The organism is Corynebacterium sp. AOP40-9SA-29, from assembly GCF_052377405.1.
In the GTDB taxonomy this organism is placed as follows: Bacteria; Actinomycetota; Actinomycetes; order Mycobacteriales; family Mycobacteriaceae; genus Corynebacterium.
Genome location: NZ_JBQSWR010000001.1, coordinates 700,448 through 721,437, shown reverse-complemented (window position 1 = coordinate 721,437; position 20,990 = coordinate 700,448). Strand labels below are relative to the sequence as shown.

At 70.5% G+C, this 20,990-nt stretch carries 17 protein-coding genes; 10 read left to right on the top strand and 7 right to left on the bottom strand.

The genetic code is table 11. From position 1 onward, the window contains the following. The first annotated feature begins 145 nt into the window (after positions 1–145). Positions 146–1,756: a condensation domain-containing protein gene (locus ACT3SZ_RS03360; protein ID WP_444616680.1), complete on the top strand. Its 1,611-nt coding sequence runs from the start codon at positions 146–148 to the stop codon at positions 1,754–1,756. Between the two features lie 4 nt (positions 1,757–1,760). Further along, the gene (locus tag ACT3SZ_RS03355; RefSeq protein WP_444616678.1) at positions 1,761–3,104 is read left to right on the top strand and encodes a hypothetical protein; all 1,344 of its coding nucleotides are present in this window, start codon (positions 1,761–1,763) and stop codon (positions 3,102–3,104) included. Positions 3,105–3,131: 27 nt separating this feature from the next. Here ACT3SZ_RS03355 and ACT3SZ_RS03350 read toward each other — a convergent pair whose 3' ends face one another. Next, positions 3,132–4,376 carry a hypothetical protein gene (locus tag ACT3SZ_RS03350; RefSeq protein WP_444616677.1) on the bottom strand — a complete coding sequence of 415 codons (1,245 nt, stop codon included), beginning with the start codon at positions 4,374–4,376 and terminating at the stop codon, positions 3,132–3,134. Positions 4,377–4,378: 2 nt separating this feature from the next. Next, entirely contained in the window at positions 4,379–5,770 is a 1,392-nt protein-coding gene (locus ACT3SZ_RS03345; RefSeq protein ID WP_444616675.1) for a condensation domain-containing protein, read from the bottom strand. 172 nt (positions 5,771–5,942) lie between these two features. On the opposite strand from ACT3SZ_RS03345, the gene ACT3SZ_RS03340 reads away from it, so the two are divergent. After that, positions 5,943–7,241, top strand: coding sequence for a DUF3500 domain-containing protein (locus tag ACT3SZ_RS03340; protein ID WP_444616673.1), 1,299 nt, complete (start codon positions 5,943–5,945; stop codon positions 7,239–7,241). A 131-nt stretch (positions 7,242–7,372) separates the two neighbouring features. Here the strand turns inward: ACT3SZ_RS03340 and ACT3SZ_RS03335 are convergent, their stop codons facing one another. Together ACT3SZ_RS03335 and ACT3SZ_RS03330 are read right to left on the bottom strand one after the other, a co-directional pair. Then, positions 7,373–7,729, bottom strand: coding sequence for a hypothetical protein (locus ACT3SZ_RS03335; RefSeq protein WP_444616672.1), 357 nt, complete (start codon positions 7,727–7,729; stop codon positions 7,373–7,375). Positions 7,730–7,845: 116 nt separating this feature from the next. Beyond that, positions 7,846–8,541, bottom strand: a complete 696-nt coding sequence (locus ACT3SZ_RS03330; RefSeq protein WP_444616670.1) for a TetR/AcrR family transcriptional regulator — start codon at positions 8,539–8,541, stop codon at positions 7,846–7,848. Positions 8,542–8,662: 121 nt separating this feature from the next. On the opposite strand from ACT3SZ_RS03330, the gene ACT3SZ_RS03325 reads away from it, so the two are divergent. Next, positions 8,663–9,640, top strand: coding sequence for an NAD-dependent epimerase/dehydratase family protein (locus ACT3SZ_RS03325; RefSeq protein ID WP_444616669.1), 978 nt, complete (start codon positions 8,663–8,665; stop codon positions 9,638–9,640). Here ACT3SZ_RS03325 and ACT3SZ_RS03320 read toward each other — a convergent pair whose 3' ends face one another. The 3 genes from ACT3SZ_RS03320 to ACT3SZ_RS03310 all read right to left on the bottom strand — a co-directional run bounded on the left by ACT3SZ_RS03320 (position 9,641) and on the right by ACT3SZ_RS03310 (position 11,963). Then, positions 9,641–10,420: an isocitrate lyase/PEP mutase family protein gene (locus tag ACT3SZ_RS03320; RefSeq protein ID WP_444616667.1), complete on the bottom strand. Its 780-nt coding sequence runs from the start codon at positions 10,418–10,420 to the stop codon at positions 9,641–9,643. A 9-nt stretch (positions 10,421–10,429) separates the two neighbouring features. After that, positions 10,430–11,344 carry a hypothetical protein gene (locus ACT3SZ_RS03315; RefSeq protein WP_444616665.1) on the bottom strand — a complete coding sequence of 305 codons (915 nt, stop codon included), beginning with the start codon at positions 11,342–11,344 and terminating at the stop codon, positions 10,430–10,432. Positions 11,345–11,516: 172 nt separating this feature from the next. Then, positions 11,517–11,963, bottom strand: a complete 447-nt coding sequence (locus tag ACT3SZ_RS03310) for a MarR family winged helix-turn-helix transcriptional regulator (protein ID WP_444616664.1) — start codon at positions 11,961–11,963, stop codon at positions 11,517–11,519. Between the two features lie 118 nt (positions 11,964–12,081). Between ACT3SZ_RS03310 and ACT3SZ_RS03305 the strand changes: the two genes are divergently transcribed. The 6 genes from ACT3SZ_RS03305 to ACT3SZ_RS03280 all read left to right on the top strand — a co-directional run bounded on the left by ACT3SZ_RS03305 (position 12,082) and on the right by ACT3SZ_RS03280 (position 20,916). Next, complete coding sequence (locus ACT3SZ_RS03305; protein WP_444616663.1) at positions 12,082–13,254, top strand: MFS transporter; 1,173 nt, start codon at positions 12,082–12,084, stop codon at positions 13,252–13,254. Between the two features lie 20 nt (positions 13,255–13,274). Next, the gene (locus ACT3SZ_RS03300) at positions 13,275–14,117 is read left to right on the top strand and encodes an aldo/keto reductase (RefSeq protein WP_444616661.1); all 843 of its coding nucleotides are present in this window, start codon (positions 13,275–13,277) and stop codon (positions 14,115–14,117) included. A 36-nt stretch (positions 14,118–14,153) separates the two neighbouring features. Continuing rightward, a complete protein-coding gene (locus tag ACT3SZ_RS03295) occupies positions 14,154–16,643 on the top strand; it encodes an alpha/beta fold hydrolase (protein WP_444616659.1) in 2,490 nt (829 codons plus the stop codon). Next, the gene (locus tag ACT3SZ_RS03290) at positions 16,643–17,446 is read left to right on the top strand and encodes an SDR family NAD(P)-dependent oxidoreductase (RefSeq protein ID WP_444616657.1); all 804 of its coding nucleotides are present in this window, start codon (positions 16,643–16,645) and stop codon (positions 17,444–17,446) included. Before ACT3SZ_RS03295 ends, ACT3SZ_RS03290 begins: the two co-directional genes overlap by 1 nt. 114 nt (positions 17,447–17,560) lie before the next feature. Then, positions 17,561–18,304 carry an ABC transporter ATP-binding protein gene (locus ACT3SZ_RS03285; RefSeq protein ID WP_441578855.1) on the top strand — a complete coding sequence of 248 codons (744 nt, stop codon included), beginning with the start codon at positions 17,561–17,563 and terminating at the stop codon, positions 18,302–18,304. Positions 18,305–18,309: 5 nt separating this feature from the next. Beyond that, positions 18,310–20,916: an ABC transporter permease gene (locus tag ACT3SZ_RS03280; protein WP_444616655.1), complete on the top strand. Its 2,607-nt coding sequence runs from the start codon at positions 18,310–18,312 to the stop codon at positions 20,914–20,916. The last annotated feature ends 74 nt before the right edge of the window (positions 20,917–20,990 follow it).

Genomic DNA, 20,990 nt, shown 5'->3' with positions numbered 1-20,990 from the left:
CGTTCACCGGCTGCGCGCCGCGCGCGTCCGTGCTATCACAGAGACCAGCATCAAGAGCGCCCAAGAGCATCAAGAGCACAGACGGCACCGATCGTGCCCCGTCTCCCTTCCGTCCCTCACCTCTGCCCCCGGAAAGGACCCTGCCATGGAGTACACCGAACTTTCGGCGTACCGGCTGCACGCCGGACACGTCACGACCTGGACACCCACCGCGACGACGCCCACCGCGACGACCCCCACCACCGATTCAGGCGACGCCTGGGCCGTCGACCCGCGCCCGCTGTCCTGCAACCACGAGGCGCACGTGCGCGAGGCCCTCACCGCAACAGCCACCGCGCCGCGCTCTGACGCGTCCGACACCACCGACCCCCGCGGCGACAACTGGATCGGCACTGCCTTCCGCATCCACCACACCTTCGACGCCGAGGTCTTCGCCGCCGCCCTGCGCGCGTGGATGGTGCGCCACGAGGCCTACCGCACCACCGCCGTGGCGGGCACCGTCGGTGACTCCGCGGTGGAGGACCCCGCCCTGCACCGCAGGACGCTGCCCGCCGACGCCGTCGATGTGACGTCCCGCAGCGTCGGGCACCTGGCGGACGCCGCGAGCGTGCGCGAGGTCCTTGAACGACACTTCGCCACCGAGGTCTCCGCCCTGCAGTGGCCGCACCTGACCGTGGCGACCGTCGGACCGGACGCCGAGGCGCCGGACGACTCCCTCGGCAGTCAGGACGGTCCCTGGTTCACCGTCGTCTTCGCCGCCGACCACGCGGTGATGGACGCCTACACCCAGATCGTCTCCATCGCCGAGCTGCGCGAGATCTACGCCGCCGAGCTCGCCGGACGCTGCCCCGAGCTGCCGCTCGCCGGCTCGCACGTGGACTACAGCCGCGTCGAGCGCGAACTCGCCGACGAGCTCACCGTGGAGCACCCCGTGGTGCAGCGGTGGCGCGACTTTTTGGGACGCTGCGACGGCACGCCGCCGGCGCTGCCGCTTGCCGCGACGCCTGCGGCGCCCGAAACGTCCGGCGCCCCTGCAGCGTCCGCACCGTCCGACACCCCCGAGCCCCTGCAGGTCAGCACGTCCGTCTGGCTGCTCGGCGAGGTCGACGCCACGGTCTTCGGCCAGCTCGCCAAGAGTTACGGCGGCAGCCAGGTCACCGGCCTGCTCGCCGCGCTGAAGGTCGCCGTCGCGCGCGCCGACCGCACCGGTGTCTGCGGCGACGCGCTGCGCTACGTGATGCCGATGCACACCCGCACCTCCCCGGAGTTCGCCCTGTCCGCCGGCTGGTTCGTGGGGCTGATGCCGGTGGAGGACCCGATGCCGCGCGGTGCGGACTTCTCCGAGGCCGTCGCCGCCACCACCGCGGCGGTGAAGGCCAACCGGGACGTGGTCGCCCACCCGTACCCGCGCGTCGCCGAGCTGCTCGGCGTCACCCGCCCGCCGCGGTTCGTGGTGTCCTACGTGGACACCCGCTTCATCCCCGGCGCCGACGACTGGACGCCCCACGACAGGACGCTGCGCGCCGTCGCCCGCAGCGCCAGCGACGTCTACGTGTGGGTGGTGCGCACCCGCGCCGGGGTGAACATCTCCATGCGCTACCCGGACGACCGGGTGACCCGCGACGCCGTGCGCGCCCTGATCGCCGAGTACTTCGCCGTGCTGCACAGCGTGGTCGACACCGGCGACGCCTCCTCGGAGCCCTTCGAGGTGCCCTTCGAGGTGCCGACGACCCCCGTGGCCGTGTCGGAGGGCTGAGCCGGTGGAGCGTCTGACCGCCGACGACCACCTCTTCGTGGTCATGGAGCAGGTGACGGGCATGCCCGTGCTGCCTCAGGTGATCTGGCGGATCGGCGCGGCTGGCAATACTGGTGTAGTGCTCGACCACGTCGCCGACGTCGGACGTCACCTGCGCGCCGGACGCCTCTCCCGCCTGGTCACCCGCACCCGCGGCCCGGTGCGCGACCGTTGGACGTTCACCCCCGAGGCCGGACGCGTGCTCATCGATCGTGACCCGCTGGCCTCCGACGCCGTCACCGCGTGGCTCGACGACCGGCTCACCACCGGCATCGACAGCGTGCACGGCCCCGCCTGGGAACTGTGCGCCCGACCCACCACCGACGGTGACGTGGTCGTCTCCCTGGTGCGCAGCCACGTCGTCGCCGACGGTGCCGCGCTGATCAGCGCCGTCACCGAGGCGGTGACCGGCACACAGCACGCCGCCGGGTCCCGCCGCACCCCCGGCGACACACTGCGCGACGCCCTCTCCCTCACCCGCGCCGCAGGACGCGCCGCGGTGGGCCTGCTGCGCGGCGGCAGCGGCGGCAGCGGTGCTGCGCCCGCTGCGTCCGACGCTCCAGTGGACATGGTGGGGGACGGCCCCGCCGTGGTGCCCACCGTGGCGGTGCGGGTGGACGCCGCACGCTTCGACGAGGTCGCCGTGGCGCTCGACGGGACGTCCAATACGCTGTTCCAGGCCGTGACCCTCGGCGTGCTCGCCGGCTCCGGGCGGGTGGGTGAGGGGGACGCCGTGCCCGTCGCCGTGCCGATGTCGGTGCGCGATTTAAGCGTTGACCTGCGTGCCAACGCCACCACCGGGGCGACGGTGCACACCACCGTGGACCCGGGGCGCTACCGTGACCTGCGTCCGCTGCGTGAGGCGGCGAAGGTGGCCTACCGTCAGGTCGGTGACCGGGCGGAGCACGGCGGCCTGGACCGGGTGGCGGCGATGGCGCAACTCGCGCAGGTGCTGCCGGACGCCGTGGTGCGTCGGGCCGCGGCAGGGTCCACCACCCCGCTGTGCCTGGCATCGAACCTCGGCGAGCCCGATGCCGCCTTCGCTCGCCTCGGCCTGGGTGCCGGGTCGACTGCGACCAGTGACGTTGCCCTACGTTCCGTGATCCGGGCGGACTCTGCCCGGGAACTCGCGGCGCGACGGGGCGGGGTCAGCGCCTGGGCGGTGCGCAACGGGGAGACGCTGTCGTTGTCCTTCACCTCCCTGGACCCGGTCCACGTCCGCGACGCCGACCATCTGCTCGACCTGGTGGCCGAGGAGCTGGACCGGTGGGGGCTGCGCTGGGACAGCGACGTGGTGCGGTGGCTGTAGCCGGTGCCGAGCGTGATCTCTGCCGGTTCAGCGGGAGTGCTTGCGCAGCATGTACCCGAGGTCGGTGAGCACCCGGTCCATCAGGGCGCGGGCGGCCGGGGTGTCCGGGTACTTCGCGCGCAGGTCCAGGCCCGCATCTGAGCGGGAGAACCACAGTTGCACCGTGTCCGTCGGCGACGACGAGGACACGTAGCGTGTTCCCTCCGGCAGAAGCGGACCATCACCGGCACCGCCACGGAAGTCCATGTAGGAGACCATCGGCACCACACCGTCCGGCAGGGTGGGGGCGAGCTGCTCCATCATCGTCTCCAGGGGCAGGCCGGCCACGGCCACCGCGTCGCGCAGCCACCCTAAGGTGGCGTCTACGTCACCGGCACTAGCGATGACCGGGGCGTTGCCGACCATCCATCCGACCACGTTGTGGCGCGGATCGGCGCGCCGGCCGCGGGTGTGCACGGGGATCACGGTGGCGAACTCGGACGCACCGGTCACCGGTTCCAACGCCCCGGCCAGGGCGGTGAGAACCACGGCGAAGGTCCGGGCGTCGAGCTGCCCGGTGAGCTCGGCGGCGTCGAGCAGGTGGCGGACGTCGTGCACGGGCTCCACCGGTCCCGTCACCCCGAGGTCGACGGGGAAGGCGGGGACGCGTCCGCCGGTGGTGTCGAGGAATCCGCGCCACACGTCCAGCGCCGCATCCGGGTCGGGCGTCTCGGCGGGGGAGGTGTCGAGGAAGGACGCCCCGGGGTCGAGGGGACGTCCGGTGAGTTCGCCGTGGATGCGGCGCAGCAGGAGCCACACGCTGAGCATGTCGGCGTGGAAATGGTCCACACCGACCACCAGCTCCCCGCCGCACAGGGCGAAGAACAGGCCGGGCACCGCGCCGGGCCGGCAGCGTCCGGCCATTCGCGCTTCGAGCGCGCCGGGCGTCGGGACGTCCTGCGCGGTGGGGCCCACGGTGACGCTCACGGCGTCCGGCGCATAGGCGTGCTGACGGTCCCCCCGGGCGACGCTGCGCAGCGCGTCCGCCCCGGCGATCACCGTCTGCACGGCCTCTGCCACGCCGGACGCAACAGCGCCGGACGCTGCACCGGACGGCACGGGCAGGGTGCCGCCGATCCACGTGGAGCGTCCGGACGCCGCGGCGGCGGCCAGGTGGTTGCGCTGGTTGAAGGTGAGCGGTGCGCCCGTGCCGCCCGGCTCACCGCGCCAGTCGACGTGCAGTTCGGTGAACGGGCCGGTCAGGGCGACGTGGTCGAGGTAGGTGACGTGCATCGTTACTGTGCGCTCTCCACGGCAGCCGCCTCGGCGAGGACCTCGCGCACGGTGGCCACGTAGGTGCGCACGGACTCCCGGGCGGTGGGGTTGTCCGGCGCCTGGCAGGCGAGTCCGAGCCCGGCGTCGTTGCGGGAGATCCACAGATTGGCGTTGGCGGTGCGTCCGACGCCGGTGAACAGGCGCACGTCCGCGTTGGCGGGCTCGTCGAACCAGCCGAGGTCGAGGTAGGTCACCATCTGCGGGCTGCCCATCACCGACGCATCGACCTGCCCGGTGCCGATCAGGTGCCCCAGCGAGGCGTGCACCGGCTCGTCGAGGGCCTCCTTCATGCGCGCCTGCGCGGCCGCGGCGTCCGGCAGGACGGCAGTCACGCCGTCCGTACTCACGGGGAAAAACAGCGGCGTGAAGTTGCAGAACCAGCCCTGCGAGAGGGCGTAGATCCGCCCGCGCGTGGCCGCGACGACCACGGTCGCGTAGTGCTCCTGCCCGGTCAGCCGCGCGTGCGCCACCCCGAGCGCGGCATAGACCACGGTGCTGAAGCTGACCTGGTGGGCCCGCGCGAGGTCACGCAGGCGGGCGGTGGTGTCCCGGTCGGCCAGGGCCCCGTCGGACGCCCACCCGACCGCCGGCTGCGGTACACCGTCGACGACGCCGGTGGGCAGCGGGAAGCCGGGGACCCGCCCGTCGGTGACGGCGAACATATCGCGCCAGGCGCGCACGCCGGGGGAGTCGTCGTGCACGCTCGCCGCGCGGGCGTACTCGTCGCGCACATAATCCAGGAAGCTCGGGGTGGTGTCGGGCGTGGCCCCGTTGTAGCGCGCGATGAGTTCCAGCAGGCCCGTCATCTGCGAGAGCCCGTCGCCGGAGGCGTGGTCCAGGGCGAACAGCAGGTCGAAGGACGCCGCGTCCTCCCGCGCCACCGTGGCCACCACCAGCGCCGGGACGTGGTCGAAGACCGCGGTGGACGCCAGCAGCTCGGTGATCGCGCCGGGGACATTGGGGACGCCGGGGACGCCGGGGACGCCGGTGGCGACGAGATCGACCGCCGCGGCGGGCAGCGTCCTGCGTTCGATCGGTTCCTGCGGTGCGTCGCCGGCGACGGACAACCCCGAACGCAGCCCCTCGTGCGCGGCGACGAAAGCGTTGACCGCCCGCGTCATGCGCGCAGCGTCCGGCACGCCGGGCAGCGTGGCCACCGAACCGGTGTAGGCGTGGTGCGTGCGGCCCTGCCCGCGTGCCGCGAGCACGCCGCGCACGTGGTCGGACTGCAGGAACGACGCCGGCGTCGGGTCGTCCTGCGCTTTTTGCGCGGTCTCCTTCATCGCGTCGGACGGTAGCCACGTGGTCACGGTGCCCTCCGGCGCCCAGTCGCGCGCGTCGATGATTCTCATTCGTGCGACTATAGGACACCGCGCCAGGCGGTACCGGGTGATACCACGAGCGTGGTAGCGCAGTGTCCACGACAGGGGGATGTGGGCGGGTGCGGAATCGACGAACATGGTGGACACGACATCGGGCAGCAGCCCGCCCCGCCCGAGAACCCGCCCCCACAGGAGGACCACCATGACCACCCCCACCACGCGCCGCACGAGGATGCGCCGCCACACTGCCTGGATCACCGCGACGCTTATGTCCGCCGGCCTCGTGCTCGGCGCGTGCTCCACCGAGGACGCTTCCACCAGCGCCTCGGGCACTTCCTCTGCCACCGCGAACACGTCGGTGAGCACGGCGAGCAGCACTAGCGACGCCGACTCCACCTCCGGCACCATCTCGGACACCGCCACCGCCGCCGAGGCCTTCCTCGACACCCTGTCCGACGAGGAGCGCGAGACCGTGCTCTACGACTACGACGACGAGACCAAGACCACCTCCTGGTCCAACTTCCCGGTCACCTTCGTCGAGCGTGCCGGACTCAACCTCACCGACCTCACCGAGGAACAGCAGACCGCCGCACTGGCCGTGCTGGAGAACCTGCTCAGCGACGAGGCCTACGAGACCGTCTCCGGCATCATGGGCGGCGACGAGTACCTGCTGGAGAACAGCGACTCCACCGAAGACTCCCTCGGCCAGTACTACATCGCCTTCTTCGGTGACCCCTCCGACACCAGCGCCTTCGAGGTCCAGTTCGGCGGCCACCACCTGGGCATCAACGCCACGCTGGACGGCTCGACCGACTCCATCACCTTCGCCCCCACACACCTCGGCGTGCAGCCGGCCGTGTACAAGGACGAGGACGGCAACGAGGTCCAGCCCTTCGACGGCATCTACACCGACGCCTTCGCCTTCTACGACAGCCTCACCGAGGAGCAGCAGGAGACGCTGACCTCCGGCGACGTGAGCATGTGCGCCCCCGGCGACACCTGCGACTTCGAGTCCGGCGAAGGGCTCACCGGTGCCGACCTCACCGATGAGCAGAAGGAACTCCTGCTCGACCTGATCGCAAACTGGTCCGAGATGGCCGACGACGAGAGCAACGCCACCACCCGCGCCGAGATCGAGGCCACCCTCGACGACACGGTGATCGCCTGGTCCGGTGAGACGACCTACGACATGAGCACCGGTGACGGCATCTCGTTCTCGATCTCCGGCCCGAACGTCTACGTCGCGCTGGAGGCCCAGCAGGGTTCCGCCGGCGCCGACGTCGACGGGGTCAGCACCTCCGGCTGGGGCCATGTGCACACCATCTACCGCGACCCGTCCAACGACTACGCCGGCAGCGTGGAGCAGCAGGAGGCCAGCGGCATGAGCGGCGGCCCCGGCGGTGACATGGGCGACATGGGCGACATGGGCGGTGAGCCGCCGAGCGGAGCGCCGGGCCAGTCGGACTCCAGCGACACTGACGCTGCCGCCGACGCCGCGTAGTAGTTGCCGCCTCGTCCGCCCCGTCCGGCGAACCCCGCGTGGCGTACAGGATCCGGTCGTTTCGTGCCAAGAAACGACCGGATCCGGCACGCGACCGTGGCTCGCCGGATGCGCGTCGTCGAACTGTGTTCCTACCGGCTCCTCGAAAGGCGCCGGGAGATCATCTGACTACCGCTCGACAGGAGGATTCCGGCCGCGATGATCGGAATGTACGCGGTCAGTATGCCGTCCCTGTTGTTGGCGACATAGATGAAGCCGGCGATGAAGGCGAGCGCGGACACCGCCAGGACCACCATCACCACAGCGCTGGACAGACTGCGCGTCGCGGCGGTGGTGACAAAAGCAACCGCCCCCACCAGCACGCCCCAGATGCCGATGACAAACGCCTGTGGCGAGCTGGATGCAAACGGAAGCCCGACGATCAGGCAGATAAAGCCAATCACGATGAAAGAGAGTTCCACCGTGGGGGAGAGTTTCACTTTTTTCACACCGGACTCCATGCGTAATCGATGCCTACGGCAGTTCGGTGAGGCGACTGCCGCGGACCGTGGTCATATGCGAATGCAGTGCATTGTTGCATACGACGTGGCCGCTGTCGCGGGCATCAGGGCAGGTTCCGGCCGCTGAGCGAGAACGCGTGGCACGTCTCCGACACCCACCGGTCGACGAATTCCTTCCCGAACTCCCTGATTTCCGGGCCGAGCTGGCCGAAGATCTCGGCACTGATCGTCCCGATGAGGCTGGTCCATGCCTCCACCCCGGCCGCCAGAAGGGCAGGTTCCAGGTGAGAGGCTCCAAGGTCCCCGGCCTCGGTAATGAGCTGGCCGGCCAGTTCTGAGGACGGGGCTGGCCTGTCGTTCCGGATGGTGCCGCGCGCGAGGACGGAGAGCAGCTCCGCCATCACCCGTGTGCCGGGGGCGGTTGTCTCGTCGGGCGGGGCGGCGTAGCCGGGGACGGGGGTCCCGTAGATCAGCGCCCACCGGCTGGGGTTGGCCACCGCCCACCCACGTATGCGGTGTGCGAGATCGTGGATCGCTATGTTGGCCTCGGGGTTCTCGGACGGGCGGCCGACAACGGTAGCGAGTTCGGTGTAAGCGTCGATGACCAGCAGAGTGACCAGTTCTTCCCGACTCTTCACGTGACGGTAGACGGCGGAGGAGGCGACCCCGAGGTCACGTGCGATCTCCCGCACGGAGAGTTCCCCGGCGCTCCGTGTCGATAGTTGTTCGCGGCCTAGCCGGAGGATGCCGTCACGCATCTCTGCCCTGGCCTGGGCGTGGGTGCGGCGGGGTGGGGTCATGGTGATGATTTTTCCACGACCTCGCGCCAGCAACAACAAAAGTGAGCGGTGCTCTTGAAAAATCGGGGAGCGCGCCGTAGCCTCACAGGCATATAGAGAGCACCGCTCACAATATGGAGGGATGAATATGCGATACGTCATCACGGGCGCGGGCCAGATCGGAACACAACTGGCGAAGGTCCTCGTCTCGGCAGGTCACAGTGTCACCGTCGTTCGACGCGGGACAGGTGCGGTCGACGGAGCGGACCTTCTCCGGGGAGATGCGGGCGACCGTGATCTGATGCGACGAGCTGTGGAAGGAGACGGGGGAGCAGGTCGGCAGGCCGGTCCGGCGACCGCGGTCTTCCATTGCATCCACACGTCCTACGACTCGCGGGCCTGGCGAGAGCACCTACCGTCACGGGAGCAGGTGGTGATGGACGTCGCCGCGGACGCCGGTGTCCCCGTCGTCTTCCCGGAATCCGTGTACGCCTTCGGTGCCGCAGCACAAGAACTTCAGGAGCCATTGAATCAAGGTCTGCTCTCGCCGGCATCACCGCTCGGCGAGGTACGGGCTGAGCTGCTGACTGCCCGTCGTGCACACCGTGCGCGCACTCTCTCGGTCGTGGCGGCGGATCTCGTCGGCCCCACGGCCGAACCGAAGTCCTCCGTCTTCCACCTGCTGGTCCTCGGCCCGGCGATGTCGGCCAGGACCGCCTGGGTTCTGGGCGACTCGGACGCCAGACGGTCTGCGACGACCATACGCGATCTCACGACCGCGATGGTGGTCGCCGCCGAGCACGCCTCGGCTCTCGCACCGGACGGTGACGTCGTGCTCACCGCGCCATCCACCGAGCCGTTGTCGCAACGCGAAATGGTGGGGAGTGCCGCCGTGGCGTCCGGGGTGTCGCCGCGGCCGGTGAGAAAGATCCCGTGGTGGGTGATCCGCCTCGCGGGGTTCGCGTCACCGACGATGAGGGAACTCCGAGCAAACCGCTATCTCTGGGATATGCAGGCCATCATGTATCCCGGTGCGCTGGAAAGCCGCTTCAACGTGCAGGCGTCCAGGTGGGACGACGTGCTGCAGGAGCTGGTGACGGCGCGCGCGAACGCCGCGTAGTTAGCCGCGCCAGGCGTTGAGGAGCTCGCCGGCGGTGTCGGCGAGTGCGGCCTGCAGCAGCGGCCCGAAGGAGATGCGTCCCACGCCGGCCCGCGCGGCGTCCTCGAGGCTCATCGCCCCGGGGATCGCTCCGTCCCGCGGGTGGGCGGTGACGTTGAGCGGCACGCTGACCTGGTCGAGGATCTGCGTGAGGACGTCCTGCGACGGGATCTTCACCGGGTAGAGCGAGTCCGCGCCGGCGTCCTGCATCAGGCGCAGGCGGGTGAGCGCGTCGTCGAGGAGTGCGGCGTCCTCACCGTCCTTCGTGAAGGCGTCGGTGCGGCCGTTGATGACGAGGTGGACGTCCTGCGCGTCGGCGGCGGCGCGCACCGCGGCGATGTACGCGGCGTGCTCCTCGGGGCTGCGGTAGCGGTCCTCGGTGTGGACGGTGTCCTCGATGTTCACGCCGACGGCGCCGGCGTCCAGCACGTTGCGGACGAGTTCGGCGGGCTGCAGGCCGAGGCCGGACTCCACGTCGACGGACACCGGGACGTCGACGGCGCCGGTGACGCGCGCGACGGCCTGGAAGTAGAGGTCGACGGGGGTGTTTTCCCCATCGTCGTAGCCGAGGGAGTCGGCCACGGGGTGGGAGCCGACGGTCAGTCCGGCGAAGCCGGCGTCCTCGGCAAGGCGGGCGCTCCAGGCGTCCCAGACGGTGGGCAGGACGACGGGGGCGTCGTCGTGGTGGAGGTCGAGGAGGCGGGTGGCCTTCCGGGCGAGTTCTGCGGTGGTGTTCGACATGACGCCACGCTACGCCGATGGTGGGCCGGTACGGCGCTCCAGCTCAGTGACCCTCGCGCGAAACGCCTGCGCGGCGCGGGACGCCGGGGCGTGCAGCGCCGCCGCGACGTCCTGCCGGACGGCGTCCGTCCGCACGTCCTGTCGGACGCCCCACTCCCGCTTCGTGCGTTCGGAGCGGCGGTGGTTGCGGATCGCCACGACCCCGATACCGATGCCGATCAGGACGGGCACCCACACCTTGGAGTACTCCGCGAGGATCCCGATCCACCACGGTGCGTCCCAGCTCGGCAGGCTCGGCAGGGTGATATCCGGCCAGGGGATCGACGGCAGGGTGATGTCCGGCCAGGGGATCGACGGGAGGGTGATGTCCCAGTTCGGTAGGAACTGCGACACCCACCGCCAGAGCCGGCGTAGCAGCCCCACCACCAGGGGCCCGAGCACGATGACGCCGAGCGCCCAGCCGCCCTTACCCACCCCGGCGAGCAGCGGGTACGCCCAGCGTTTCACCCGGGAGCGGTCCATGGCGTCCTGTCGTTTCGCCGCGCGCGACCCGGCCGGGGCGTCGAGCTGGACCACGGTGTCGCGGGAGCGGAGGGTGACGGTGCGCACCCAGGAGTCCGCCCAGTTCGACTCGATCTCCAGCAGAGGTTTGAGGACGGTCTCCTGGTGCCCGTACTCGCCGGGCGCCGGGCGCTTGTCCGGGTCGGCGACGGTCTTCTCCGAGAGATCGACCTTGGTGTTGTTCAGGGACTTTCGACGCGCGATGACCACGCCATCGACCCGCACGAGAAGCCGGGGAGAGTCCGAGGCGCTCTTGCCCTGCGGGAAGTGCGGGTCCAGGGCGGGAAGCTGAGTCTCCGGGCCGGTGGATACCTCGATGCGTCCCAGTGAGGGGTGGGTGATGCGCCAGGTTTCTACAGTCATTTGGCTCTGACTGTATCGCGGACGGTGACGCCCATCAGGGGCACAGCAACCCCGCGTCGCGTGCCGGATTCGGTCGTCCGGCGCCAAGAAGCGAGCGGATCCTGTACGCGACGCGGGGTCGCCGGACGCGCCGGAGGTCCCGGACGCATGCGCTCGCGCCGGACGCGCCGCGCTACCGGAAGTTGCCGGCGTGCAGCGCGTCGGCGAGCGGGGCGAGCTCCGGGACGTCGGAGGCGGCGTCCAGCGCGTCCTCCAGCGTGCGGTCGTGGGTGGGGCGGGCGGCATTGAGCAGGTCGCGTCCGGCGTCGGTGAGTTCGGTGTAGATGCCGCGGCGGTCGTCGTCGCAGAGGATGCGGCGCAGCAGGCCGCGGCTCTCCAGGCGGCTGACCAGGCGTGTCGTGGCGCTGGGGGAGAGGGCGGCGGCGCGGGCGAGTTGGGCCATGCGCATGTGCCAGCCGTCCTGCCGGTCGAGGGAGTCCATGACGGCGAACTCGACGACGGACAGGTCGTGGCCGTCCTTCAGCGCGCGTTCCAGGGAGGTGTCGATCGCGCTGTGCAGGGCCGCGAGGGTGCGCCAGCCGCGGGTGCGGACCTCGACGGCGTCGTCGGAGATGCTCATGGACCCCACTATAGCCGACTTGCGCGCATATACCGCGTGTGCAACTATCTAGAACATTGCGCGTGCAACTAATGCACACACAACTACTGCAGACGCAACAACATGAAAGGATCCCGCCATGCCCGCAGCCCTCTACGCGCTGGCCCTCGGAGGATTCGGCATCGGCCTCACCGAATTCGTGATCATGGGCCTGCTGCCCGAGGTCGCCGCCGACTTCGGCGTCACCGACACCACCGCCGGCTACCTGATCTCCGGCTACGCACTCTCTGTCGCCGTCGGCGGCATCATCCTCACCGTGGCGCTGCGTCGCATGGAACGGCGCACCGCCCTGCTCGGCCTGCTCGTCCTGTTCATCGTGGGCAACATGATGTCCGCCCTCGCCCCGACCTACGGCCTCATGCTGGCAGGACGCATCGTCGCCGCGTTGTGCCACGGCGCCTTCTTCGGCATCGGTGCCGTCGTCGCCGCCGACCTGGTCACCCCGGCCCGGCGTGCCGGCGCGATCTCGATGATGTTCGCCGGCCTCACCGTCGCCAACGTCGCCGGTGTGCCGCTGGGCACCTTCATCGGCCAGGCCTTCGGCTGGCGCGCCACGTTCTGGGCCATCACCGCCGTCGGCCTCGTCGCCTTCGCCGCGATCGCCGCGCTGGTGCCGGCGTCGCCTGCACCGTCCGCAGCGGGTGCTGCGTCCCCTGCGTCCGGAGGCGGTTCCGTGCGCGAGGAGTTCGCGATCTTCCGTTCCGGCCAGGTCTGGCTGTCGATGGCGGTCACGGTGCTCGGCTACGGCGGCATGTTCGGCGCCTTCACCTACATCGCCTTCACCCTCACCGAGGTCTCCGGATTCTCCTCGGCGACGGTGCCGTGGCTGCTCGTCCTCTTCGGGGTCGGCCTGTTCGTCGGCAACCTCGCGGGAGGACGCGCCGCCGACCGTAATCTCGGCGCGACCCTCGCCGTCCTGCTCGGCGTGCTCACGGTGATCCTCGTGGGCTTCGCGCTCACCGCCACCAGCCAGATCGCCACCGTCGTCGCGTTGGTGCTGATGGGCGGGGTCGGGTTCGCCACCGTGCCCGGCCTGCAGATGCGCATCATGAACCACGCGTCGGACGCCCCGACGTTGGCGTCCGGGGCGAACATCGCCGCCTTCAACGTCGGCAACGCCGTCGGCGCATGGCTCTCGGGCCTGGCCCTGTTCGTCGCGGCGTCCCGCGCCCGTGGCGGCGAGTTCGCCCGGACGCCGGGCGCTGCCGCCGCCACCGACGCCACTGTTCCTGCCGACCCCGCACACGTCTAATCCATCTCAAGGAGAACACCATGATCCCCGCCATGATCCCCACCGTCACCCTCAACGACGGCACCGCCATGCCTCAGCTCGGCTTCGGCGTCTTCCAGGTGCCCGACGACGGCGCGCACCGCGCCGTCGCCACCGCCCTGGAGACCGGCTACCGCAGCATCGACACCGCCGCGGTCTACGGCAACGAAGCCGGCGTCGGACGCGCCGTCGCAGCGTCCGGCATTCCCCGCGAGGAACTCTTCGTCACCACGAAGCTCTGGCTCGACGGCCTGTCGCGCGACGGCGTGCGTCCCGCACTGGAGGCCAGCCTCGAACGACTCGGCCTGGACCAGGTCGACCTGTTCCTCATCCACTGGCCCGCACCCGCCACCGACAACTACCTGGCGGCCTGGGAGGGCATGCAGGAGGTGCGCGACGCCGGGCTCACCCGCTCGGTCGGGGTCTCGAACTTCCTGCCCGAGCACCTGCGGCGACTCGTTGGATTGGGCGACCCTGCCGGGACGGTGCCCTCGGTCAACCAGGTCGAACTGCACCCTGCGCTGCAGAACCGCGACACCGTCGCCGCCGACGCGGCCCACGGCATCGTCACCGAGGCGTGGAGTCCGCTCGGGCAGGGTGCGGCGCTCGCCGACCCCGTCATCACCGACATCGCCGCCGGCCACGGCGCCACCGCCGCGCAGGTCGTCCTGGCGTGGCACCTGCAACAGGGGCGCGTCGTGATCCCCAAGTCCGTCACCCCGGCACGTATCGCGGAGAACCTCGCGGCCACCGACGTCCACCTCACGGCGTCCGACCTCGCCCGCATCGACGCCCTGGACCGGGGCATGCGCACCGGGCCGCACCCGGTCGAGTTCAACGGATAACAGGTATCGTTTCGGAGACTTCACTACGGTGTATCCATGACTACAGAATCTGGCACCGTCGACCACCCCCTCGATCTGCTGATCGTGGGGGCGGGCCTCTCCGGTATCGACCTCGCCCACCACGTGGCCCAGAACTTCCCTCACTGGTCGTGGGAGATCCACGACACCCACGCCGACATCGGCGGAACCTGGCATACCTTCACCTACCCGGGCATCCGCTCCGACTCCGACATGGCCACCTTCGGGTTCCCCTTCCGCCCCTGGCCGCACAAGGGAACGCTGGGGCAGGGCGCGGACATCAAGGAGTACATCCGCGACGTCGCCCGCGACTGCGGCGCCCTGGAACGGCTGCACACCGGATCCTGGATCAGGGACGCGGACTGGCGGACCGACCTGAACCTCTACGCCGTCACCGCCGTCACCGCCGTCACTGCCGGGGGCACAGAGGGAACGGAAGGGGAGCGCACGATCTACGCGCGCCGGGTCCACTACGCCTCCGGCTACTACTCCCACGACAAGGGGTTCCGGCCCGACTTCCCCGGTGAGGAGGACTTCACCGGGCAGATCATCCACCCGCAGGAGTGGCCGGAGGACCTCAACGTCGAAGGGTCGAGGATCGTGGTCATCGGCTCCGGCGCCACCGCGATCACGCTGGTCCCGGCCCTGGAGCGCGCCGGGGCGGACGTCACCATGCTGCAGCGCAGCCCCAGCTACGTCGCACCGCTGCCGGACGTCGACGTCATCAGCGGCATCTGGAACAGGCTGCTGCCCGCCGGACCCGCCCACCGGGTCGCGCGACTCAACCACGCCGTCCGTGACATGGCACAGTACGTGCTCGCCCAGCGGGCCCCGTGGCTGTTCCGGAACGCGCTGCGGCTGATGCAACGTCCGTACCTGTCCGGGGACCAGATCGACGAGCACTTCACCCCCCGGTACAACCCGTGGGACCAGCGGGTCTGCAAGGCGCCCAATGGCGACATCTTCTCCGCGCTGAAGCGCAATGCCCACGTCGTCACCGACACCATCGACCATGTCACCGCCGACGGTGTCCGCCTGGACTCGGGCAGGGAGCTGGCCGCCGACGTCATCGTCACCGCCACCGGCCTGGAGTTAGAGGCCTTCGGCGGTGGCACGCTGAGCGTCGACGGGCGGGAACTGGCGCTCGACGAACAGGTCTTCTACCGGGGGATCATGCTGGCCGGCCTGCCGAACTTCAGCTTCACCGTCGGCTACGTGAACGCCTCCTGGACGCTGCGTTCCGACATGGTGTCGCGCTACATGGTGAAGCTGTGGAAGACCGGGGAGGAGTACTACAGTCCGGAACTGCCGCCGGGGCGCAGCGACCGCCCGCTGCTCGACTTCGACGCGGGCTACGTCCGGCGCGGCGTGCACAGGTTCCCCACCCAGGGGGACGCCTCACCGTGGCGGTACACGCAGAACTACCTCACCGAACTGCCCGGCCTCGCCTTCGGTGACCAGCGTCGGGACATGGCCTTCGGCGACCGCTGCCTGTCGCGCGTGGGACGGGCCCGACCCGGTCCGGCGATCCAGACCGTCGAGGCCGACGGCCCGTTCGTGGCGACCGACCTCCGGGCGCTCCCGCCCACGGAGACGGTCACCGTGGGCGGCCGGACGGTGCGGTTGCGCCGAGGCGGGCCGGGCGCGCGGCAGGACGGCCGGGACGTGATCGTCATGATCCACGGCATCGGACGCTCCCTGGAGGACTGGGACGACCAGGCCGTCCTCGTCGGGGAGAACAGCCGCTACATCGCCCTCGACGTCCCCGGCTTCGGGTTCAGCGACCCTGCCGCACGCGTCACCCTCGCCGACACCGCCGAACTGCTCTGGAAGGTCCTCGACGACCTCGACGACCTTGACGAGCTCGGGGAGACCCGGGTCAACCTGGTCGGGAACTCCCTGGGCGGGGCGCTGTCGATGGAGATGACCGCGCAACGTCCCGACCAGGTGTCGAGCGTCTCCCTGGCGGACCCGGTGGGCTTCGGTGACAGCACCACACCGCTGATCCGGTTGATCGCCATTCCCGGGCTGGGACGGTTCAACGCCGCGACCACCCGCCTGCGGGCGGTCTACCAGCCGGTCGAGCACGTCGTCCTGCGCCGTCCTGGTGCCGTGACCCGCCACCGTCTGGAGGTGCAGCGCCGGATCGCCCGCCACCCGCACCGCTCCGCGACGTTCCACTCCTTCGTCCGGCACCTGGGATCCCCGCTGGGTGTCGCGGAGCGGTGGCGTCGCGACCTGCTCGCACGGTTCAGCGACGCCACGGCAGGGCGCATCCCGGTCATGCTGACCTGGGGCAGCAAGGACGCGATCCTGCCGTACCGCGACTTCCGGGCGGGGCTCGAGCAGATCGACGTGCAGGACGCCGTGGTCTTCGACGACTGCGGGCACATGCCCCAGCTGGAGTACCCGCAGGAGTTCGCCGAGCACTACCAGCGCTTCCTGTTCGGCGTGTGGGCGACCCACGGTGACGCCGACACGGGCGTGCGCGACAGGACGGGGAACTGATGATGACCAGGAAGAAGGACGCCGGCCCGCGCACCGTGCTGGTGACCGGGGCGGCCTCGGGCCTGGGTCTGGAGATCTCCCGGCAGTTCCTGGGCAAGGGCGACCGGGTGATCCTCACCGACCTCCACGAGGACGTTCCGTCCGAGGTCCGGTCGCTGGCGGGGGACTGGACGTACCGCCGGCTCGACGTGACCAGCGACGAGGACTGGCAGGCCGCGGCCGCTGACCTGGACTCGTTGGACATCCTCGTCAGCAACGCCGGCATCGCCGTCGGCGGACGGATCACCGAGACCACGGTGGACACCTGGCAGAAGGCCCTGGACATCAACCTCCTCGGCTCGGTGCGCGGACTCCGGGCCGTCGTCCCCAAACTCGCGACCGGCGGACGCATCGTGCTCACGGCGTCCGCGGCCGGGCTCGTCCACGCCCCGGCGATGTCGACGTACAACGCCACGAAGGCCGCAGTGGTGGCGCTCGGGGAGACACTGGACGCCGAACTGAGGCACCGGGGGATCAGCACCACGGTGATCTGCCCGCAGTTCTTCAGGTCAGGTCTCGCCGATTCGCTCGTCGGGGACGATGACGCGATGGACGCCGTGGCCCGCGTCCTCCTCGGCCGGACCTGGCTGACCTCCGAGATCGTCGCGCGCCGGGCGGTGAAGGGTGTCGAGGCCCGCCGGACCGTGGTGACCCCGGACGCGGTGGCGACCCTCTCGTGGTACTCCAAGCGGTTCACCCGGATCCCGTACCTGCTCCTGCTGCGCGCCGCCGGGTGGGGTGTCGCCCGGAAGGTCGGGCGGTAACTGGGGGCACATCTCAGGGTCTTCCCGGAGGTGCCGGCGGGTCCCAGGCCCTACGCTCTAAAGGGTAATGACAGGGAGAACCGTTCTCCCCACCGTGAGAGAGGACAAGACCCAGTGGCAACCGCAACCGCACACTCGGCAGCCCGCGCAGAGGGCCTGACCAAGACCTACGGGGCGGGCGACACCCGCGTCACCGCCCTCGACGACGTCAGCGTGGACTTCACCGCAGGCGAGTTCACCGCGATCATGGGGCCGTCCGGCTCCGGCAAGTCCACGCTGATGCACTGCATGGCCGGCCTGGACAGCCCCACCTCCGGCTCCGCCTTCCTCGGTGACACGGACATCTCCGGTCTCGGCGACAAGGCCCTGACCAGGTTGCGCCGCGACCGGCTGGGGTTCATCTTCCAGTCCTTCAACCTGGTCCCCACCCTCACCGCCGCGGAGAACATCACCCTGCCGATCGACATCGCCGGGGACAAGGTGGACAAGGAGTGGTTCGCCGAGATCACCTCGCGGCTGGGCCTGACCGACCGGCTGGGGCACCGCCCCTCCGAGCTCTCCGGCGGCCAGCAGCAGCGCGTCGCCTGCGCCCGCGCACTGGTGGCGCGTCCGGAGATCATCGTCGGTGACGAGCCGACCGGCAACCTGGACTCCAACTCCTCGGCGGAGGTCCTCGACATCCTGCGTACCGCGGTGGACCGGGATGGCCAGACCGTGGTCATCGTCACCCACGACGCCAAGGCCGCCGCCTACGCCGACCGAGTCGTCTTCCTCGCCGACGGGCGCATCGTGCACGAGCTGCGCGACCCGGACGTGGAGCAGATCCTGGGCACCATGACCGGTATCGAGGGGTTGTAAGGGCCATGTCCTCTCGATCGTCCTCCGCCACCACCATGCGCCGGGTCTCGCTGCGCAACCTCGCCGCCCACAAGGTCCGCCTCGTGCTCACGGTGCTGGCCGTGGTGCTGGGCACCGCGTTCATCGCCGGCTCGTTGATGTTCACCTCCTCGCTGCAGAAGACTTTCGACACCCTCACCGAATCCACGACCCGTGGCATCGACGTGGTCGTGTCCGCCCCGCCGTCGTCGACGGCGCTGCCGTTGGATCTCGCCGATGGGCTTGAGGACGTCCCGGGCGTCGACCGGGTCACCGTCAGCGACGAGGTCACCGTGGTCGTCGCCACCGCCGGGGCGGACGGCACGCAGGAGACCCTGCAGACCGGCGGCGCGCCCGCCTTCGCCATGCCCTGGTACGCGCCGGACGCCGCGGTCGGCCCGGACACCACCATCGTCGACGGCGCGGCACCGCAGGGCCCCGGCGAGGTCGTCGTCAACAGCACTGCCGCCGAGGAACACGGGCTCAGCGTCGGTGAGGAACTCACCGTGGTCGACACCGCCGGCTCGCACCCGGTGACCGTGTCGGGCATCTACGACATCGACATCGACGGCGGTGGATTCCTCGGCCTGATGATGGACGAGCCGGCGTTCGTCGACACCTTCACCGACGGTGCGACGACCGGCGGCTTCTCGCTCGCCGCGGCGTCCGGCACCGGTGCGGACGCCCTGGCGGACGAGGTCGGCACGTACCTCGCCGCCGAGCACCCGGAGCTCGGCGACGTCGAGGTGAAGACCGGCGAGCAGGTCGCCGCGGACCAGGCCGCCGAGATCGACCAGGCGCTCAGTTTCGTCAACTACTTCCTCATCGCCTTCGGCCTGATCGCCCTGGTGGTGGGCACGTTCATCATCGCCAACACCTTCTCGATGATCGTCGCGCAGCGCATGCGCGAGTTCGCGCTGCTGCGCTCCCTCGGCGTGGCCTCCGGCCAGCTGACCGTCTCGGTGGTCTTCGAGGCGGTCGTGGTCGGCATCGTCGGCTCCTTGCTCGGCGTACTCGCCGGGGTGGGGCTGACCCAGGCGATCTACGCCGTCATCGGCGCCACTGGTGCCGGCCTGCCGAACGCCGGCGTGCAGGTCACGGTGGGTTCGGTGCTGCTGCCGCTGGTCCTGGGCGTGCTGGTCACGGTGGTCTCCGCCTGGGCCCCGGCCCGACGCGCGGGCGCGGTGCGTCCGGTCGAGGCGATGCGCTCCGGCGACCAGTCGTCCAGCTCGCCGCTGCGCGGTCGCACGATTGCCGGTGCCGTCGTGCTGGCCGTCGGCGTGATCGCCGCGGTGGTCGGCGTCCTACTGGACGGGGCGTCCACCGGTCCGCGCGCCTCGCTCGTCGGCGTCGGCGCGTTGGCGGTGATCCTGGGTACGTTCCTGGTGTCCCCGGCGCTGTCGGTTCCGGTGGTGCGCGGCATCGGTGCGGTCGTCGGCGCACCGTTCGGCCAGGTCGGGCGCCTGGCGGCGACGAATTCAGGACGCAACCCGCGCCGCACGGCGACGACCGCGTTCGCCCTCACCCTGGGCGTGGCGCTGGTCGCCTGCATCGGCATGCTCGGCGCGTCGATGAAGGCCTCGATCAGCGGCTTCATCGGCGACTCGGTGACCTCGGACTATGTGCTCGCCGGGCCGTCCAACGGCGCCTTCCCCGTCCCGCAGTCCGCGCTCGACGCGGTCCGGGACGTCGACGGCGTGGCGGACGCCGCCGGGTTCGGATTCCTGCCGGTCACCGTCGGCGGCTACAGCGGCGGCACCGGCGTCATCGACGGTGACCCCACGGTCTCCGGCGGGCTCGTCGGCACCGCCGGCGACGTGACGTTGGACGCCCCGGGCGTCGTCGCCGACGAGGACGTCGCCGCGTCCGAGGGCTGGGACGTCGGTGACGTCCTGCCGCTGACCGTGCGCATGCCCGACGGCCCCGAACGCGAGGTCGGCGAGGTCACGCTGCAGGGCACCTATGAACCCAATGAGCTCTTCGGAGCGCACCTGGTGTCCTGGTCGGCGCTGGAACCATTGGCCTCCCAGCTCGGGGCAGGGGCCTCGCCGAACCTCTACGCCGTCTTCGTCGACGGCGATGGCTCGGTCAGCACCGACACCCTGCGCGACCGGCTTGAGGACGCCACCGCCGACCAGATCGTGGTCCAGGTGATGACGCCGGAGGAGTACGCCGGGCAGCAGGCCGTGCTCGTCGACCAGATGCTCAACGTGCTCTACGCGCTGCTGGCGCTCGCGGTGGTGGTGGCGGTGCTCGGCATCATCAACACCCTCGCGCTCAACGTCATCGAGCGGCGCCAGGAGATCGGCATGCTGCGCGCCGTCGGCACCCTGCGCGGCCAGGTGCGGCGCATGATCACCCTCGAGGCCGTGCAGATCTCGCTCTACGGTGCACTGCTCGGCGTGGTCGTCGGGCTGGGCCTGGGCTGGGCGTTCCTCCAGGTGCTCGCCGCCGAGGGGCTCAGCGAGACCGCGGTGCCGTGGGGCCAGGTCGTGGGCATGGTCGTGGCCTCGGGCGTTGTCGGAGTGGTGGCCGCGGCATGGCCGGCGGTGAAGGCGTCGCGGGTGCGGCCGCTGGAGGCCATCGCCGACTGAGGAGGTTGGTGGAATACTCGCCGGAGGTGGCAGGTTACGTATTAGTTCCTGAATATTTTTGCCCCCTGCGGTCG